The organism is Kitasatospora sp. NPDC004745, assembly GCF_042873275.1.
Taxonomy (GTDB): Bacteria; Actinomycetota; Actinomycetes; order Streptomycetales; family Streptomycetaceae; genus Kitasatospora.
The window spans coordinates 66,279-83,373 of the sequence record NZ_JBIALK010000030.1 but is presented as its reverse complement, the minus strand read 5'-3'; the positions used below and the strand labels follow the sequence as shown (position 1 = coordinate 83,373).

Here is a 17,095-nt window from a genome sequence, read left to right as displayed (position 1 = left end):
CCCCGGGGCCGGGCCGGTCAGGACGGGTCGCCGTAGACCACGCCGCGGCCGTAGCCGCCGAGGTACACCCGGCCGAAGACGTCGGGGTCGCCGGAGACGACGTTGATGACGCTCCCGCCGAACTGGTGCTGGTCGTCGTTGATCCGGGCCCACGTCGAGCCGCCGTCGGTGGAGCGGAACAGGCCGATGACGCCCTTGACCTTCCCGCTCAGGTACAGGGCCTGGTAGCCCGCCCCGGGCGCCGCCTTGCCGAAACCGACGGCGCCCGCCTGCTCGACGCCGTCGAGCCTGCGGAACGTCGCCCCGCCGTCGGTGGAGTGCCGCAGCCCGTTGCCGCCGCCGGCGATCCACAGGTCACCGGCGACGCCCGGGACGGCCTTGAGCGGGCCGTCGCCCAGTCCGGCGGCCCGGGCGGTGAAGTGCCGCCCACCGTCGGTGGAGGCGTAGAGGGTGCCGCCGCTGAGCGCGTAGAAGGTGTTCGCCACCGAACGGTCGGCCACCACGGCCGCCTCCCCGGGCAGGCCGGAGACCGCGGTCCAGGACGTGCCCCGGTCGGTCGAGAGGAACGGCGTCCGGCCCGCCGGGGTCCACACCACGGTGCCGCCGTCCGCCGAGACGGCGGTGGAGCCGCCGCCCGCGTCGCCCACCGGAGCGGCCGCGAAGGGAGCCCAGGTGACTCCGCCGTCGGCCGACCAGGCGCCGTGCTGCGCGCTGCCGAGGCCGACCCGCACCATGAACTCCGGCTTGCCCTGGGCGAAGTCGATGCCCGTGGTGTTGGTGAACAGCGGACCGCTCAGCGCCTTGGCGGGGACCTTGGTCAGATCGTCGTGCCGGAATCCGCCGATGTCGCCGAGCGCGCTGATCAGCGGGAGGCCGGGCGGCTTGACCAGGCCGAGCGTCGCGGTCTCCTCCAGCCCCCTGGCCGGGACGGTCCAGTGCGTCGGCCGCCCGCCGTCGGCCGCCGTCACGTCGCTGCTGCCCCACATGCCGGAGCCGGTTCCGTAGAGCACGTGCCCGGAGTCGTAGGGGTCGATGGCGAGCGCGCCCATCCAGTGCCCGATGCCGGTGCCCACGTAGGGTGCCGCCGAGTTGTCGCGTTCCGAGGTCGCCCCGAGGGCCTTCCAGGTGGCGCCGCCGTCGGTCGAGCGGTACAGCTCGTCGGAGGGCCACCAGCGGTCCATGGTGGTGACCATCACCGTGGCCGGGTGCTGCGGGTCGACCGCGAGGCCGGCGAAGCCGTAACCACCGCTGGACGGCGAGACGTTCTTCCAGGCCCCGGTGGAGGGCGTGTACTTCCACACCGAGCCGGCCGTCACCCCGTTCGGGCCGGGCGCGTTGGTGTACGTCAGGTAGAACGAGCCGTCGCCGGACAGCACGCCGTGCTGCGGCAGCTGGCCGGTCGGTTGGCCGGGGACGGCCTGCCAGGTGGCGCCGCCGTCGGTGGAGCGGTACAGGGAGGTCGACCTGTCGGCGACCCCGACGTAGACCGTCCTGCTGCCGGACGGGCCGAAGGTCACGAAGGACAGGCCGACACCGCTGCTCGCGCCGTCCTTGACGGGGAAGGCGGTGACCTGGCTCCACGTCACGCCGTAGTCGGTGCTGCGCCAGAGGCCGTTCTTTCGGGTGCCCAGGTAGAGCGTGCGGTGGTCGGAGGGGTCGACCACCAGCCGCTCGCCCATGGACCGGCCGTCCTCGTTGCCGCCCAGTTTGAAGGGCAGGTCGGTGCGCTGGAACGTCCGGCCCTGGTCGGTGGAGCGGAGGATCGCGCCGTTGCCCGCCCAGTCGTTGGTGTAGGTGCCGCTGGCCAGGTACAGCCGGTCCGGGTCGACCGGGTCGGTGGCCAGGCTCTCGATCCCGAGCAGGTTCCAGTCGGCGCCGCCGATCCAGTCGGTCAGCGAGGTCCACTGCCCGGAGGCGGCGTCCCAGCGGTACGCGCCGCCGATGTCGGTCCGGGCGTACAGCAGGTCCTTCCGGGCGGGGTTGAAGACCAGTCCGGTGACGAAGCCGCCGCCGACGATCTGTGCGTTGTGCCAGGTGTACCCGCCCGCGCCGGGCACCTTCACCAGCTTCCACCGCTGATTGGCGCCGCCGGTGTCGCCGTACTGGATGAGCGGTACGCCCTCCTCCTCGCCTCCGCCGCAGACGTCCAGCACCAGGCCGCTGCCACGGGAGACGAACTTCACCGCGCCGTCGCCGACGTCCTGCATCCGCCACTGCTGGGAGGCGGCGGCGTGGTCGCTCTGTTGCTCGACGGCGGCCACGGGCCGGGAGGAGCCGTCGTGCACTCCGAGGACCTTGTGGGTGCCGCGGTTCTCCAGCTCGTAGTAGCCGTCCCCCACCAGCCGCAGCCTCCACTGCTGGCTCGCGGCCCCGGCCACGCGGTTCGTCTGCCGGGCCCGGGCACCGTCGGCCGCGTCCGCACCGGGCACGTCCAGGGCCTTGTCGCTGCGGACGGACACCAGCGAGTAGTACGCGTCGGGATCCACCGACGCCGCGTCGGAGTCGGCCTGCACGAAGAGCAGGTACGGGCCGAGCACGCCGGGCACGCCCAGTGCCAGGCCCAGCGTCGTCCAGCGCCGGCGGTGGCGCCCGCGGGGACGCCGGCCGCGACCGGTCGCCGTGGGATCCGTCTCGTTCATGGGGGGCTCCTTGCTTCGGCCCCGCCGAGGCGACCCGGCCCGGCTGGGCGGCCGCGTGCGGCGGTCGGCGGTTGAGGGGGACGGCCCGGGGGACGTTCCGCCCTCGGTGTCGTCTGTCAGTTGCCGCCGGTCCAGGGGAGGTTGCCGCCCGCCGGAAGGAATCCCGGCACGTGCCGGCACTGGTCGTGCTCGCCCCGGTGCCGGCGGCCCGCCGAACCCCTCGGAGGGGCCCCTCGCCGGAGAGCATCCCCTCGGGCGCCGGCACGGGGGACAGGACGGGCCGCGGTGCGTGCGCACCGCGGCCCGTCCCCGTCGAGCGGTCGGTCAGGAGCCGGCCCGGCGCTTGTTGTAGACGTCGAAGCCGACGGCCGCGAGCAGCACCAGACCCTTGATGACCTGCTGGTAGTCGGTGCCGACGCCGACCAGCGACATGCCGTTGTTCAGCACGCCCAGCACCAGACCGCCGATGATCGCGCCGAGGACGGTGCCCACGCCGCCGCTGGCGGAGGCGCCGCCGATGAACGCGGCGGCGATGGCCTCCAGCTCGAAGTTGATGCCGGCCTGCGGGGTACCGGCGTTGAGGCGCGCGGCGAAGACCAGGCCGGCGAGCGCCGCGAGGACGCCCATGGTGGTGAAGGCGAGGAAGACGACCCGCTTGCTCTTCACCCCGGACAGCTTCGCCGCCGCCTCGTTGCCGCCGATGGCGTAGGTGTGGCGGCCGATGATCGAGTTGCGCATCAGGTAGCCGAAGCCGACCAGCAGCGCGCCGAGGATCAGCAGCACGATCGGCACGCCGTGGTAGCTGGCCAGCAGCAGGGTGAAGGCGGCCACGGCCGCGGTGATCACGCCGAGCTTCGCCAGGAACAGTCCGATCGGAAGCGGCTCCAGCCCGTACGAGGCGGCCTGCCGCCGGCCGCGCACCTCCTGCAGGATCGCGACGGCCAGCACCGCGAGGCCCAGCAGCAGGGTGAGGTTGTGGTAGTCGGTGTGCGGGCCGACCTCGGGCAGGAAGCCACTGCTGATGCTCTGGAAGCCCTTCGGGAACGGCGCCACCGACTGGCCCTGCAGGATGATCTGGGTGCCCCCGCGGAACAGCAGCATGCCCGCCAGGGTGACGATGAACGAGGGGATCCCGAGGTAGGCGATCCAGAAGCCCTGCCAGGCGCCGGCGAGGGCGCCGATCGCCAGGGCGACGAGCACCGCCACGGGCCACGGCACCTGGTGCTTGACCATCATCACCGCGGCGGCGGCCCCGACGAAGGCGGCCAGTGAGCCGACCGAGAGGTCGATGTGCCCGGCGATGATGACGATCATCATCCCGATCGCCAGGATCAGGATGTAGCCGTTCTGCTGGATCAGGTTGGTGATGTTGAGCGGTTGGAGCAGGATGCCGTCCGTCCAGATCTGGAACAGCAGCACGATCAGCGCGAGCGCGACCAGCATGCCGTACTGGCGCACGTTGCCCTGCACCGCGCGGGCCAGGACGGAGCCGATGGAGGGGCTCGGACCGGTCTGCGGTGCCGTCGGGGACGAATCAGGGATGATCTCGGTCGGGGCCATGCCTTACACCTGCTCGTTGCTGGAGGCGGCGCTCATGGTCATGAGCCGCATGAGGGTTTCCTGGGTGGCGTCGCCACGGGCGACCTCGCCGGTGATCCGGCCTTCGGCCATGGCGTAGATCCGGTCGCACAGACCCAGGAGTTCGGGGAGTTCGGACGAGATGACGAGCACCGCCTTTCCCTGGGCGGCGAGTTCGGCGATGACGGTGTAGATCTCCGCCTTCGCGCCGATGTCGATGCCGCGGGTGGGCTCGTCGAGGATCAGCACCTCGGGCTCGGCGAAGATCCACTTGCTGAGGACGACCTTCTGCTGGTTGCCGCCGCTGAGCGTGCCGGTCCGGGTGAACACCGTCGGGGCCTTGATGTTCATGGTGCGGCGGAAGGACTCGGCGACCTTGGCCTCCTCGTGCCGGTCGACGCGGCCGTGGCGGGCGACCTTGCCGAGCGCGCTCAGCGAGATGTTGCGGCTGATGTCGTCGATGAGGTTGAGGCCGAGCTGCTTGCGGTCCTCGGTGACGTAGGCGATGCCGTGCCCGATCGCCTCGGGGACGGTCCGGGTGCGGATCTCCCGGCCGTGCAGCCGGACCCGCCCGGCCGCCCACCGCCCGTACGAGCGGCCGAAGACGCTCATGGCCAACTCCGTGCGGCCGGCGCCCATCAGGCCGGCGATGCCCACGATCTCACCGCGCCGCACGCTCAGCGAGGCGCCGTCCACCACCATGCGCTGCTGGTCGATCGGGTGCCGCACGCTCCAGTCCTCGATCTCGAACGCGACCTCGCCGATGTCGGGGGTGCGCTCCGGGTACCGGTGCTCCAGGTCCCGGCCGACCATGCCGCGGATGATCCGCTCCTCGGAGATGCCCCCGGGGCCGATCGCGATGGTCTCGATGGTCCGCCCGTCGCGCAGGATGGTCACGGAGTCCGCGACCCGGGCGATCTCGTTCAGCTTGTGCGAGATGATGATGCAGGAGATGCCCTGCGCCTTGAGTTCGACGATCAGGTCGAGCAGCTTGCGGCTGTCCTCGTCGTTCAGCGCGGCCGTCGGTTCGTCCAGGATGAGCAGCTTGACCTTCTTGGCCAGCGCCTTGGCGATCTCGACCAGCTGCTGCTTGCCCACGCCGAGGTCGGCGATCCGGGTGTGCGGGCTTTCGGCGAGGCCGACCTGACGGAGCAGTTCGGCGGCGTGGCTGAGCGTGCGCTGCCAGCTGATGATGCCCCGGGAGGCGTGCTCGTTGCCGAGGAAGACGTTCTCGGCGATGGACAGGTACGGCACCAGCGCCAGTTCCTGGTGGATGATGACGATGCCGCGCTGCTCGCTGGCCCGGATGTCCTTGAACCGGCAGGGCTCGCCCTCGAAGAGGATCTCGCCCTCGTAGCCGCCGTGCGGGTGGACGCCGCTGAGCACCTTCATCAGGGTGGACTTGCCGGCGCCGTTCTCACCGCAGATGGCGTGCACCTCGCCGGCGGCGACGCTCAGGTTGACCTCGGAGAGCGCCTTCACGCCGGGGAACGACTTGCTGATCGACCGCATTTCGAGAACGGGTCCAGCCATGGTTGTGCGTCCGTATCGTTCGGGGCGGTGCGGGCCGGTCCCCCGGGTGCCGCACCGCCGGTTCGGCAGGGCCCCGCGGGCTACTTGAGCTGGTCCGCGGTGTACTGGCCGCTGTCGACCAGGACCTTCTGGTAGTTGTCCTTGTCGACGCTGACCGGCTGCAGAAGCTGGGCCGGGACGGTCTTGACGCCGTTGTCGTACTGGTTGGTGTCGTTGACCTCCGGCTTGCCGCCGGTGAGCAGCGCGTCACCCATCTGGACGGCGGCCTTGGCCAGCTGTCGGGTGTCCTTGTACACCGTCTGGGTCTGCTCGCCCGCGATGATCGACTTCACCGAGGCCAGCTCGCCGTCCTGGCCCGTGACGACGGGCAGCGACTTCGCGGTGCCGTAGCCGACGCCCTTCAGGGAGGAGATGATGCCGATCGAGATGCCGTCGTACGGAGAGAGCACGGCGTCGACGTGGGCGCTGGTGTACGACTTGCTGAGGAGGTTGTCCATCCGGGACTGGGCGAGCCCGCCGTCCCAGCGCAGCGTGGCGACCTGGTTGAACTCGGTCTGGCCGCTCTGCACGACCAGCTTCTTCTGGTCGATGTACGGCTTGAGGACGCTCATCGCGCCGTTGAAGAAGAAGGTGGCGTTGTTGTCGTCAGGAGAGCCGGCGAAGAGCTCGACGTTGAACGGGCCCTTGCCGTCCTTGAGGCCGAGCTTGTCGGCGATGTAGCCGCCCTGGAGGACGCCGACCTTGTAGTTGTCGAAGGTCGCGTAGTAGTCGACGTTCGCCGTGCCGCGGATGAGGCGGTCGTAGGAGATCACCGGGATGCGGGCGTCGGCGGCCTTCTGCAGCACGTTGGTGAGGGAGGAGCCGTCGATGGCGGCGATCACGAGCAGCTTGGCGCCCTTGGTGATCATGTTCTCCACCTGGGAGACCTGGTTCTCGACCACGTTGTCGCCGTACTGCAGGTCGGTCTTGTAGCCCTTGGCCTGGAATTCCTTGACCATGTTGGTGCCGTCGTTGATCCAGCGTTCCGACGACTTGGTCGGCATCGCGATGCCGACCAGACCGCCCTTGGCGTCCCCCTTGGCCGCACCGTCGCCGCCGCCGTTGGCGCTCTGGCCGCAGGCCGCCAGTGAGAGCACCAGGCCCGCGGCGACCAGGCCCGCCGAAATTCTCCGCACAGTTCCTCCAGTGGTGTTCCGCGACCGGCACAGCGCGTCCTCTGACTGGGCGGCTGGTAGCGGTCGGGCGAGGCCGGCCGGGAGCGGTCCCTCGGGCTGTGGGGCGTCGGGGTGGCGGCCGCCCTGGCCTGGCGTTACATGAGTGTTAACGCTCACATCTGTTGGAGTCAAGAGGGTTCGGGGCATCGTTGGGTCCCCGAGATCTGGCGTCGGCTCCCGGGCGGTCGCGGCCGGGCGGCGCGCGTCGCAGGCGGCGGATCGGGCGCGCCGGCGGCGGCGCCCGCGGGCGGTCGGGCCGGCGCTCGGGCGCCGCGGGCGCGCCCGCCCCGACGCGGGTAGGCGGGGCGTCGGGGCGCCCGTCGAGCCGCCGCCTCCGCCGGCCGGGGGCGAACCCGTGCGCGCGCCCGCTGTGCCGCGCCGGTCGGTTGCCGGCGGCCCGGGCGGTCGGGCGCGAAGAGTGTCGCGCCCCTCGACCGAGGGTGACGGAACGCCCCGGGGCTGGTCGCGTACTGTGGGCGGCAGCCGAGGAGGGGAGAGCCCGTGGGAACCGAGAGTGCCGGGACGGAACACCGCCAGCCCGTGATGGCGGACGTGGCGAAACTGGCGGGCGTGTCCCACCAGACGGTGTCCCGGGTGCTCAACGGCGCCCCGCACGTGCGGCCGGACACCCGGGAGCGCGTGCTGGCCGCCATCCGCGAACTGGACTACCGGCCCAACTCCGCCGCCCGCGCCCTGGTCACCCGCCGCTCGCAGACCCTCGGCGTGGTCAGCTTCGAATCGACGCTGTACGGACCGGCCTCGATGCTGGACGGCATCGAGCAGGCCGCTCGAAGCGCCGGATACTTCGTGAGCGTGACCAGCCTGCGCTCCCTCGACGGCCGGTCGGTCCAGGAGGCCGTCGACCGGCTGCGCGACCAGGGAGTGGAGGGCGTCGTGGTGATCGCGCCGCAGACCTCCGCCGTCAGCGCCGTGGCCCGGCTCTCCAGCTCGGTGCCGGTCGTCGCGGTCGGCTCGGGCAACCAGACCCAGGTGCCCATGGTGTCGGTGGGCAACCGCTTCGGTGCCGGCCAGGCCACCGGGCACCTGCTCGACCTGGGTCACCGCACCGTGCACCACCTGGCGGGGCCGGCCAACTGGCTGGAGAGCCAGGACCGCGAGGAGGGCTGGCGCAGCGCGCTCCAGGCGGCCGGGGCCCCCGTGCCGGAGGTCGAGCGGGGCGACTGGAGCGCCCGCTCGGGCTACCAGGCCGGGTTGCGGATCGCGCGACTGCCCGATGTCACGGCCGTCTTCTGCGCCAACGACCACATGGCCCTCGGTCTGCTGCGCGCCCTGAACGAGGGCGGCCGGTCGGTGCCCGAGGAGATCAGTGTGGTCGGCTTCGACGACATCCCGGAGGCCGCCTACTTCATCCCGCCGCTGACCACGGTGCGACAGGACTTCGGCGAACTCGGCAGGCGGGCGCTGGAGCTGCTGCTGGGGGAGCTGGAGGGCGATGCGAGGTCCGCCCCGAGCCACGTGCGGATCCAGCCCGAGCTGGTGCTGCGCCGTAGCGTGGGCCCGGTCGTCCGCCGTTGAACCGCCGGCGCCGCCCGCCGCGCTGACGGCCCGGGCCGACGGACGCCCGGCGCTGGAGCGTCCCTTGACACGTTGAATGTTAACGCTCACAATTTCTGTGAGCGTTAACACGAGCGAAACGCCCACCCACTCCGCCGGCCAGGCGCCACCATGTCCCGCTTCTGGGCGTCCGGCCGGTGGTCCATCGTTCCGCCCTCCTGAGGGGGAGGCCGCGGAACGGAGCCTGTCGCCGGTGAGCTGCCCCCTGCCCCGGCCGCGGATCCACCGGCGGCAGGCGACACCACAGGTGTGTCGCCCCAGTGCCTGGTCCCCGTACGAAGGATGACGACGTGACCGTGAATCCCGCTGCCCCCGACCCGGAGAGATACGTCGTCGGGATCGACTTCGGCACCCTCTCCGGCCGCGCCGTGGTGGTCCGCGTGCGCGACGGCGAGGAGGTCGCCACCGCCGTCCACGAGTACCCGCACGCCGTCATCGAGCGCGAACTGCCGGGCACAGCAGAGCCGTTGCCGCCAGACTGGGCGCTGCAGCACCCAGGGGACTGGCGCGAGGTGCTGCAGACCGCAGTCCCGGCGGCACTCGCCGCCGCCGGCGTCGACCCCGCGCACGTCATCGGGATCGCCACCGACTTCACGGCCTGCACCGTCCTGCCGGTACTGGTCGACGGCACCCCGCTGGCCGAGACGGCCGACTGGGCGTCCCGCCCGCACGCCTGGCCCAAGCTCTGGAAGCACCACGCCGCCCAGGCCCAGGCGGACCGCATCAACTCCCTGGCCCACGCCCGGGGTGAGAAGTGGATCTCCCGCTACGGCGGGCGGATCTCCGCGGAGTGGCAGTACGCCAAGGCCCTCCAGGTCCTCGAGGAGGACCCGGCCGTCTACACCGCGACCGAGCGCTGGATCGAAGCCGCCGACTGGATCGTCTGGCAGCTCACCGGCGCCGAGAGCCGCAACACCTGCACCGCCGGCTACAAGGGCATCCACCAGGACGGGAGCTACCCGAGCGAGGACTACCTCGCCGCGCTCCACCCCGGGTTCGCCGACTTCGCCCGCACCCGCCTGGAGCACCCGCTCTCCCCGCTCGGCTCCCGGGTCGGCTCGCTCACCGCGCAGGCGGCACGGTGGACCGGCCTGCGCGAGGGGATCGCGGTCGCCGCCGGCAACGTCGACGCGCACGTCGCGGCACCGGCCGCCCGCGCCGTCGACAACGGCCAACTCCTCGCCATCATGGGCACGTCCACCTGCCACGTCGTCAACGGCGCGGCGCTCGCCGACGTCCCCGGCATCTGCGGTGTGGTCGAGGACGGCATCGTCGCCGGCTCCTACGGCTACGAGGCCGGGCAGAGTGCCGTCGGCGACATCTTCGCCTGGTGGCTGCGCCAGGGCGTCCCCGCGGACTACCTGGCCGAGGCCGAGGCCGGCGGCGAGGACCTGCACCGGCTGCTCACCCGCAAGGCCGCCGCCCAACCCGTCGGCGCGCACGGCCTGGTGGCACTCGACTGGATGAACGGCAACCGGTCCACGCTGGTGGACCACCACCTGTCCGGCGTGATCGCCGGGCTCACCCTGGCCACCCGCCCCGAGGAGATCTACCGGGCCCTGCTGGAGGCCACCGCCTTCGGCACCCGCGTCATCGTCGAGGCCCTGGAGCAGGGAGGGGTCCCCGTCACCGAGTTCATCGTCACCGGCGGCCTCAAGAAGAACGCCCTGCTGATGCAGATCCACGCCGACGTGCTGCGCCGCCCGGTCTCGGTCGCCGAGTCGGAGCAGGGCCCCGCCCTCGGATCCGCGATCCACGCCGCGGTCGCCGCCGGGGCGTACCCGGACGTACGGACCGCGGCCGAGGCCATGGGCCGGGTGCGGCGGGGCGCGTACCAGACCGATCCGGCCGCCGCCGACGCCTACGACCGGCTCTTCGCCGAGTACCGCGCCCTGCACGACCACTTCGGTCGCGGGGCCGACAAGCTCCTGCACCGTCTGCGCGACATCCGCAACGCCGCCCTCACCACACCGAGCGAGGCCCCGTGAACGCGACCGACACGACCGTCGACGCCATCCGCCGCCAGGTCAGCGACCTGCATCAGGAGCTGGTCCGCTACAACCTGGTGGTCTGGACCGCCGGTAACGTCTCCGCCCGCGTCCCGGGAGCGGACCTGCTGGTCATCAAGCCCAGTGGCGTCTCCTACGACGACCTGTCTCCGCAGAACATGATCGTCTGCGACCTGGACGGCAACGTCGTCGAGGGAGCCCACGCGCCGTCCTCGGACACCGCCGCGCACGCCTACGTCTACCGCCACCTGCCCGAGGTCGGCGGGGTGGTCCACACCCACTCCAGCTACGCCTGCGCCTGGGCGGCCCGCGGCGAGGCCGTCCCCTGCGTCCTGACCGCGATGGCCGACGAGTTCGGTGCCGAGATCCCCGTCGGCCCGTTCGCGCTGATCGGCGACGACTCGATCGGCCGGGGCATCGTGGACACCCTCAGAGGCCACCGTTCACCCGCCGTGCTGATGCAGAACCACGGTGTCTTCACCATCGGCAAGGACGCCAGGGCCGCCGTGAAGGCCGCCGTGATGTGCGAGGACGTCGCCCGCACCGTCCACCTCTCCCGCCAGCTCGGCGAGCCCCTGCCGATCGCGCAGGCCGACATCGACAGCCTCAACTTCCGCTACCAGAACGTCTACGGCCAGCCCCAGGCCGGATGAGGAGCCACCCCATGAAGAAGCCACTGGAGGGCCGCCAGGTCTGGTTCCTGACCGGCAGCCAAGGGCTCTACGGCGAGGACACGCTGCGCCGGGTCGCCGAGCAGTCCCAGCGGATCGCCGAGAGCCTGGACGGCGACGCCGGTGTCCCGGTCGAGATCGTCTGGAAGCCCGTCCTCACCGACGCCGCGGCGATCCGGCGGATCTGCCTCGAGGCCAATTCCGCCGACGACTGCATCGGCCTGATCGCCTGGATGCACACCTTCTCCCCGGCGAAGATGTGGATCTCCGGCCTGGACGCCCTGCAGAAGCCGCTGCTCCACCTGCACACCCAGGCCGATGTCGAACTGCCCTGGCAGACCATCGACATGGACTTCATGAACCTGAACCAGGCCGCCCACGGCGACCGCGAGTTCGGCTACATCCAGTCCCGCCTCGGCGTGCCGCGCAAGACCGTCGCCGGACACGTCAGCGACCCTGCCGTCGCGGCCCGGATCGCCGCCTGGGCCCGCGCCGCCGTCGGCCGCGCCGACCTGCGCAGCCTCAAGCTCGCCCGCTTCGGCGACAACATGCGCGACGTCGCCGTCACCGAGGGCGACAAGGTCGAGGCCCAACTGCGCTTCGGCGTCTCCGTCAACACCTACGGCGTCAACGACCTCGTGGCCGCCGTGGACACGGCGGAGGACGGCGACGTCACCGCCCTGGTCAAGGAGTACGAGGACGACTACCGCCTCGCGCCCCAGCTGCGGGCCGGCGGGGAGCGCCACGAGTCGCTGCGCTACGCGGCGCGGATCGAACTCGGCCTGCGCGGGTTCCTGGAGCAGGGCGGCTTCCGGGCCTTCACCACCAACTTCGAGGACCTCGGCGGGCTGCGCCAACTGCCCGGCCTCGCCGTTCAGCGGCTGATGGCCGACGGGTACGGCTTCGGCGGTGAGGGCGACTGGAAGACCGCCACCCTGCTGCGCACCCTCAAGGCGGCCTCCACCGGCCTCCCCGGCGGCACCTCCTTCATGGAGGACTACACCTACCACCTGGAGTTCGGCAGCGAGCTGATCCTCGGCGCCCACATGCTGGAGGTCTGCCCGAGCATCGCGGCCGGTACCCCCTCCTGCGAGATCCACCCGCTCGCGATCGGCGGGCGCGAGGACCCCGTCCGGCTGGTCTTCGACGCCGAACCCGGCCCCGCGGTGGTGGTCGGCCTCGCCGACCTCGGCGACCGCTTCCGGCTGGTCGCCAACGAGGTGGACGTCGTCGCGCCGCCGGCGCCGCTGCCCAACCTGCCCGTGGCCCGCGCCGTCTGGAAGCCCCGCCCGGACCTGCACACCTCCACCGAGGCCTGGCTGACGGCCGGCGCGCCGCACCACACCGTGCTCTCCGGCGCCCTCGGCACCGAGGAGCTCGAGGACCTCGCCGAGATGCTCGGCATCGAACTGCTGGTGATCGACGACGACACGAACATCCGTCGGTTCACCAAGGAACTGCGCTGGAACCAGGCCTACCACCGCCTGTCCCAGGGGCTGTGAGACCCCGGTCCAGCACCGGCGACGCCCTCCCGCCCGGCGGGCGTCGCCGTTCCCCGCAGCCCCGCGAGCAACGGAGTGATCCCGTGTCGAGTGACGCACTCGTGTCCGAGGGCGAACTGACCGTCTCCCAGGACGCCTTCGCCACCCTGCCCGACGGCCGGTCGGTCACCCGCTGGACCGTCGGTTCCACGGAGGGCGTCACGGCCGAAGTGCTCGACCTCGGCGCTCGCCTCCAGGCCCTCCACGCGCCCGACCGGAACGGTCGGCTCGCCAACGTCGTCCTCGGCTGCGACGGCGTCGACGACCTCCTCGGCGGCGCCGCGTACTTCGGTGCGACGGTCGGCCGCTACGCCAACCGGATCGCCGGCGGCGTCCTACCGGTCGCCGGAACGACGCACCGGCTGCCGACCCAGGCCGACGGCCACACCCTGCACGGCGGTCCGGACGGCTTCGCGACCCGCCTGTGGGAGGGCGTCCCCGTCCGGGAGGGGAGGCGGGCCGGAGTGCGGCTGCGCCTGCACAGCCCCGACGGGGACGAGGGGTTCCCGGGAGCACTCACCGTCGAGGTGACGTACCTGCTCGACCCGGCCGGCGCGCTGTGGATCGGCTACCGGGCGACCACGGACGCCCCGACGGTCGTCAACCTCACCAACCACGCCTACCTCAACCTGGCCGGCGAGGGCGGCGGTACGGTGCTCGACCACCGGTTGGGGGTGGAAGCCGCGGGCTACCTGCCGGTGGACGGCGGACTGATTCCGCTCGGCCCGGTCACGTCAGTCGCCGGCACGCCCTTCGACCTGCGCGAGCCGGCGGTGATCGGCGAGCGGGTCACCGACGGGGACCGGCAGGTCCGCATGGCCGGCGCCGGCTTCGACCACAACTGGGTGCTTGCCGGGAGCGGCTTCCGGCGGGCCGCGGTGCTCAGCCACCCGGCAAGCGGCCGGCGCGTCGAGTGCCTGACGACGGAACCGGGCCTCCAGGTCTACACCGGCAACCACTTCGACGGCTCGCTGACGGGCCGCTCCGGCCGTCCGTACCCGGCGTACGCCGGCATCGCGCTCGAGACGCAGCACTTCCCGGACTCGCCGAGCCGTCCCGCGTACCCCTCCACCGCCCTGCGCCCGGGCGAGGAGTTCCGCTCGACGACCGTCTACCGCTTCTCGGCGGAGTAGCGCGCGCCGACCCGGACGACGGTGAACCCGGCCGCCGTCGTCAGGTCGAGGTCTTCCTTCAGCCGTTCGTACGGTTGGTACCCGCGGTAGTAGGCGGCGCCGAACAGCACGCGCGGGGGCTGCGAGACCATCGGCACACCTCGGAACGCGGGGAGCCCCGGCCGCGGAGGCCACCGGTCAGCCGGACGCCCGGGCCGCCGTCGCGCGCGAGCAGGGCTTAGGGCCAATACCGGTGACTTTGGTGTGGTTCGGTCGTTGGGTGGAGTGTGCCAAGGCCTGGACAGGTGAAGTCGCCGGCGAGTGAGCGGACCGGGGGCACCATCACCACCGGCAACCACTTCGACGCCTGGGCCCGGGCCGGGATGCCCCTCGGCACCATGAACTACATGATCCTGGCGACCGAGGGTTACCGGAGCAGCGGAAGCTCCGACGTCACGGTCGACTCCACCGGCACGGGCGGTGGCGCCGGCTGCGCGGCGACGCTGTCGGCCGGTCAGTCGTGGGGCGACCGCTACAACCTCGACGTCGCGGTGAGCGGCGCGAGCACCTGGACGGTGACGATGAACGTGCCGTCGCCGGCCAAGGTCCTGTCGACCTGGAACGCTGCCGCGGGGTTACCGGATTCGCAGGTCCTGGTGGCCAAGCCCAACGGCAACGGGAACACCTTCGGGGTGACGGTCCAGCCGAACGGCAACTGGACCTGGCCCACCGTCACCTGTGCCGCGGCCTGACGCGCCCCTGCCGACCGCCTCCCGCCGCACCCCTGCCCCGAACTCCGCCACCGGATGGGCCTGCTGACCCGGACCGAAAGCGCCTGCCGGCCCGTTCCCCCCTCCCCCAGGACCCCGGGCCACCGGCCACCCCGGCGGCCGGTGGCCCGGCCGGTTCGGCACCGACGGGCGAACGCCGTGCCGGCCGGACCGCAGGCCGGGGGAGAGCCGGCCGTGCCGTTCGCGCCGGCCGAGGTTTCCGGCGGGGTTCGTCCCGCGGGGCCGAGCGGTTAGCATCCGTCCCGTACGGCCGGATCACAGCAGCGGAGTTCGCCCGGCGGGGCGTGCAGGAGGACCTGGTGACAAGAGTGGCGACCCTGGCCGAGATCGCGCAGGAGGCGGGCGTCTCGGCACCGACCGTCTCGAAGGTCCTGAACGGCCGGGCTGACGTCGCCCCGGCCACCCGCGAGCGGGTGGAGAAGCTGCTGCGCCGGCACGGCTACCGCCGGCGGGGCGGGGACAGCCGGACGAGCCCGCTGCTCGACCTGGTCTTCCACGAGCTGGACAGCTCCTGGGCGACGGAGGTGATCCGCGGCGTCGAGAACGTGGCGCGCGAGGAGGGCCTGAGCATCGTGCTGTCCGAGTCCGCCGGCCGGCCCACGCCTGGTCAGTCCTGGGTGGACGGGGTGCTCGCCCGCCGGCCGACCGGTGTCCTGCTGGTGCTGTCCGGCCTGGAGCGCGCGCAGCAGGACCAGCTGACGGGCCGCGGCATCCCCTTCGTGGTGCTGGACCCGGCGGGCGACCCTGGCCGGCAGGTGCCCGCCGTCGGTACCACCAACTGGGACGGCGGCCTGGCCGCCACCCGGCACCTGCTCGACCTCGGTCACCGCCGGATCGGCCTCATCGGCGGGCCGGCCAGGATGATGTGCAGCCGGGCCCGGGCCGACGGGTACCGCGCGGCGCTGGACATGGCGGGCATCGCGTACGACCCGGAGCTGGTCCGCGAGGGGGACTTCCACCACGAGGCGGGCCGTCGGATCGGGCTCGACCTGCTGGGGCGGCCGGACCGGCCGACGGCGGTGTTCGCGGGGAACGACCTCCAGGCCCTGGGGCTCTACGAGGCCGCCCGGGAGCTGGGGCTGCGCGTCCCCGAGGACCTCAGCGTGGTCGGCTTCGACGATCTGCCGCTGGCCCGCTGGGTCGGTCCGCCGCTGACCACCGTCCGCCAGCCGCTGACCGAGATGGCCGAGGTCGCGGCCCGCCTGGTCATCGACCTCGGACGGGGGGCCAGGCCCGCCGCCCTGCGGGTGGACCTGGCCACCACGCTGGTCGAGCGGAGCAGCACCGCTCCGCCGCGGGAGGCGGCCGGACCGGTCGGCGACGGGTCGCCGGAGGCGGGGTGACCGCCGGGAGCGCGGGCAGGGCCGGTGCCGGTCGGGAGCTTCAATAGCCGTAGATCATCCTGTAGCCGACCTCCGGCAGGAACTGTCCGGCCGAGGAGCCGCCGCCGACGCCGCAGTTGCCGTCGGACTCCCCGGGGATCTTGATCCAGAGCAGCATCTCGGCGCCGCCGCCGCGCTGTGTGGGGGTGCCGATCCGGCGACCGGCCGGGTTGCACCACTCGCCGTTCGAGCCGTTGCCGTTGCGGCTGGTGTCGACCACGAAGGGCTTGGTGTAGCCGAAGGAGCTCAGGGCGGCGTTGACGGCGTTGCCGTAGGCGGTGTTCTGGCCGGTGGCGAAGTAGTTGGAGACGTTCAGCGAGAAGCCGTGAGCCCCGCTGACACCGGCGGCGGCCAGCTGCTGTGCCATGGCCGGGGCGGCGATCCAGCCGGGGTTCCCGGCGTCGAGGTAGACCCAGGTGTTGGGGGCCTTCGCCTTGAACTGGGCGATGGCGTTCTTCAGCATGGCGTTGCGCTCGGCGACCTGGGCGGACGTCATACAGCTCTCGTGGCCGAGGGCGTCGGGTTCCAGGACGACGAGGGCCGGCCGGCTGCCGACGCCGCTCGCGAAGGCCGCGATCCAGCTGTCGTAGGCGCCTCGGCTGCCCGCACCGCCACCGGACTGGCCGGCGCAGACGTCCCGGTCGGGAATGTTGTAGGCGACCAGGATCGGCAGCTTGTCGGCGGCGTCGGCGCGGCCGACGTAGGCGCCGGCGGCCGCGCCGATGTCTCCGCTCCAGTTGCCGAACCAGCGGGCGGCCGGCGTGTTGCCGATGGAGGACCGGATCGCGCCGGCGCGGCCGTCGCCCGGGTTGGCGTCGGCCCAGAGCAGTGCGGAGTTGTCGGGGTCGGTGTAGAAGCCGCTGGTCATGCCGGTGGGGTCGGCGGCATGGGCCGGACCGGCGTTGACGACGGCGAGGGCGGCGGTGAGGGCACTCGCCAGCAGGGCGGCTGCGGTGCGGACGGAGCTGCGCACGGGTCTTCCTCCGGGTGGGGGCGGAGAGTGGAAGCGCTTCCAGTTCGGCCGGTGGGGGCGGGACGCGCTGAGGGGAG

At 72.4% G+C, this 17,095-nt stretch carries 12 protein-coding genes and 1 pseudogene; 7 read left to right on the top strand and 6 right to left on the bottom strand.

The window, feature by feature from the left end:
* Nucleotides 1-17: 17 nt before the first annotated feature.
* The 4 genes from ACFYUY_RS34120 to chvE form a co-directional block, all read right to left on the bottom strand.
* Nucleotides 18-2,639: an RICIN domain-containing protein gene (locus tag ACFYUY_RS34120; protein ID WP_387906440.1), complete on the bottom strand. Its 2,622-nt coding sequence runs from the start codon at nucleotides 2,637-2,639 to the stop codon at nucleotides 18-20.
* A 324-nt stretch (nucleotides 2,640-2,963) separates the two neighbouring features.
* On the bottom strand, nucleotides 2,964-4,199 hold the full coding sequence (gene mmsB, locus ACFYUY_RS34115; protein WP_387906438.1) for a multiple monosaccharide ABC transporter permease: 1,236 nt from the start codon (nucleotides 4,197-4,199) through the stop codon (nucleotides 2,964-2,966).
* A 3-nt stretch (nucleotides 4,200-4,202) separates the two neighbouring features.
* Nucleotides 4,203-5,750: a multiple monosaccharide ABC transporter ATP-binding protein gene (mmsA, locus tag ACFYUY_RS34110; protein ID WP_387906436.1), complete on the bottom strand. Its 1,548-nt coding sequence runs from the start codon at nucleotides 5,748-5,750 to the stop codon at nucleotides 4,203-4,205.
* An 80-nt stretch (nucleotides 5,751-5,830) separates the two neighbouring features.
* The gene (chvE, locus tag ACFYUY_RS34105; protein WP_387906433.1) at nucleotides 5,831-6,925 is read right to left on the bottom strand and encodes a multiple monosaccharide ABC transporter substrate-binding protein; all 1,095 of its coding nucleotides are present in this window, start codon (nucleotides 6,923-6,925) and stop codon (nucleotides 5,831-5,833) included.
* Between the two features lie 540 nt (nucleotides 6,926-7,465).
* On the opposite strand from chvE, the gene ACFYUY_RS34100 reads away from it, so the two are divergent.
* The 5 genes from ACFYUY_RS34100 (at nucleotide 7,466) to ACFYUY_RS34080 (ending at nucleotide 13,893) form a co-directional block, all read left to right on the top strand.
* Complete coding sequence (locus tag ACFYUY_RS34100; protein WP_387906430.1) at nucleotides 7,466-8,500, top strand: LacI family DNA-binding transcriptional regulator; 1,035 nt, start codon at nucleotides 7,466-7,468, stop codon at nucleotides 8,498-8,500.
* A gap of 329 nt (nucleotides 8,501-8,829) precedes the next feature.
* Nucleotides 8,830-10,527 carry a ribulokinase gene (locus ACFYUY_RS34095; protein WP_387906428.1) on the top strand — a complete coding sequence of 566 codons (1,698 nt, stop codon included), beginning with the start codon at nucleotides 8,830-8,832 and terminating at the stop codon, nucleotides 10,525-10,527.
* Nucleotides 10,524-11,201, top strand: a complete 678-nt coding sequence (locus ACFYUY_RS34090; protein ID WP_387906427.1) for an L-ribulose-5-phosphate 4-epimerase — start codon at nucleotides 10,524-10,526, stop codon at nucleotides 11,199-11,201. Before ACFYUY_RS34095 ends, ACFYUY_RS34090 begins: the two co-directional genes overlap by 4 nt.
* 11 nt (nucleotides 11,202-11,212) lie before the next feature.
* Nucleotides 11,213-12,721 carry an L-arabinose isomerase gene (araA, locus tag ACFYUY_RS34085; RefSeq protein WP_387906425.1) on the top strand — a complete coding sequence of 503 codons (1,509 nt, stop codon included), beginning with the start codon at nucleotides 11,213-11,215 and terminating at the stop codon, nucleotides 12,719-12,721.
* Between the two features lie 83 nt (nucleotides 12,722-12,804).
* Nucleotides 12,805-13,893: an aldose epimerase family protein gene (locus ACFYUY_RS34080; RefSeq protein WP_387906423.1), complete on the top strand. Its 1,089-nt coding sequence runs from the start codon at nucleotides 12,805-12,807 to the stop codon at nucleotides 13,891-13,893.
* Here ACFYUY_RS34080 and ACFYUY_RS34075 read toward each other — a convergent pair.
* On the bottom strand, nucleotides 13,872-14,024 hold the full coding sequence (locus ACFYUY_RS34075; protein ID WP_387906471.1) for a hypothetical protein: 153 nt from the start codon (nucleotides 14,022-14,024) through the stop codon (nucleotides 13,872-13,874). The two genes, ACFYUY_RS34080 and ACFYUY_RS34075, sit on opposite strands and share 22 nt — an antisense overlap.
* Nucleotides 14,025-14,192: 168 nt before the next feature.
* Between ACFYUY_RS34075 and ACFYUY_RS34070 the strand changes: the two are divergent.
* Together ACFYUY_RS34070 and ACFYUY_RS34065 are read left to right on the top strand one after the other, a co-directional pair.
* A pseudogene (locus ACFYUY_RS34070) lies at nucleotides 14,193-14,624 on the top strand (glycoside hydrolase family 11 protein); the annotation flags it as partial.
* 338 nt (nucleotides 14,625-14,962) lie between these two features.
* On the top strand, nucleotides 14,963-16,006 hold the full coding sequence (locus ACFYUY_RS34065; protein WP_387906420.1) for a LacI family DNA-binding transcriptional regulator: 1,044 nt from the start codon (nucleotides 14,963-14,965) through the stop codon (nucleotides 16,004-16,006).
* A 40-nt stretch (nucleotides 16,007-16,046) separates the two neighbouring features.
* Here the strand turns inward: ACFYUY_RS34065 and ACFYUY_RS34060 are convergent, their stop codons facing one another.
* Nucleotides 16,047-17,018 (bottom strand): glycoside hydrolase family 6 protein, encoded by a 972-nt coding sequence (locus ACFYUY_RS34060; RefSeq protein WP_387906417.1) that lies wholly within the window; start codon nucleotides 17,016-17,018, stop codon nucleotides 16,047-16,049.
* Nucleotides 17,019-17,095 lie beyond the last annotated feature (77 nt).

Excerpts from the sequence above, each read along its gene's own strand:
- ACFYUY_RS34120 (WP_387906440.1), bottom strand. The coding sequence starts at position 2,639 with ATGAACGAGACGGATCCCACGGCGACCGGTCGCGGCCGGCGTCCCCGC.
- mmsB (WP_387906438.1), bottom strand. The coding sequence starts at position 4,199 with ATGGCCCCGACCGAGATCATCCCTGATTCGTCCCCGACGGCACCGCAG.
- mmsA (WP_387906436.1), bottom strand. The coding sequence starts at position 5,750 with ATGGCTGGACCCGTTCTCGAAATGCGGTCGATCAGCAAGTCGTTCCCC.
- araA (WP_387906425.1), top strand. The coding sequence starts at position 11,213 with ATGAAGAAGCCACTGGAGGGCCGCCAGGTCTGGTTCCTGACCGGCAGC.
- ACFYUY_RS34075 (WP_387906471.1), bottom strand. The coding sequence starts at position 14,024 with ATGGTCTCGCAGCCCCCGCGCGTGCTGTTCGGCGCCGCCTACTACCGC.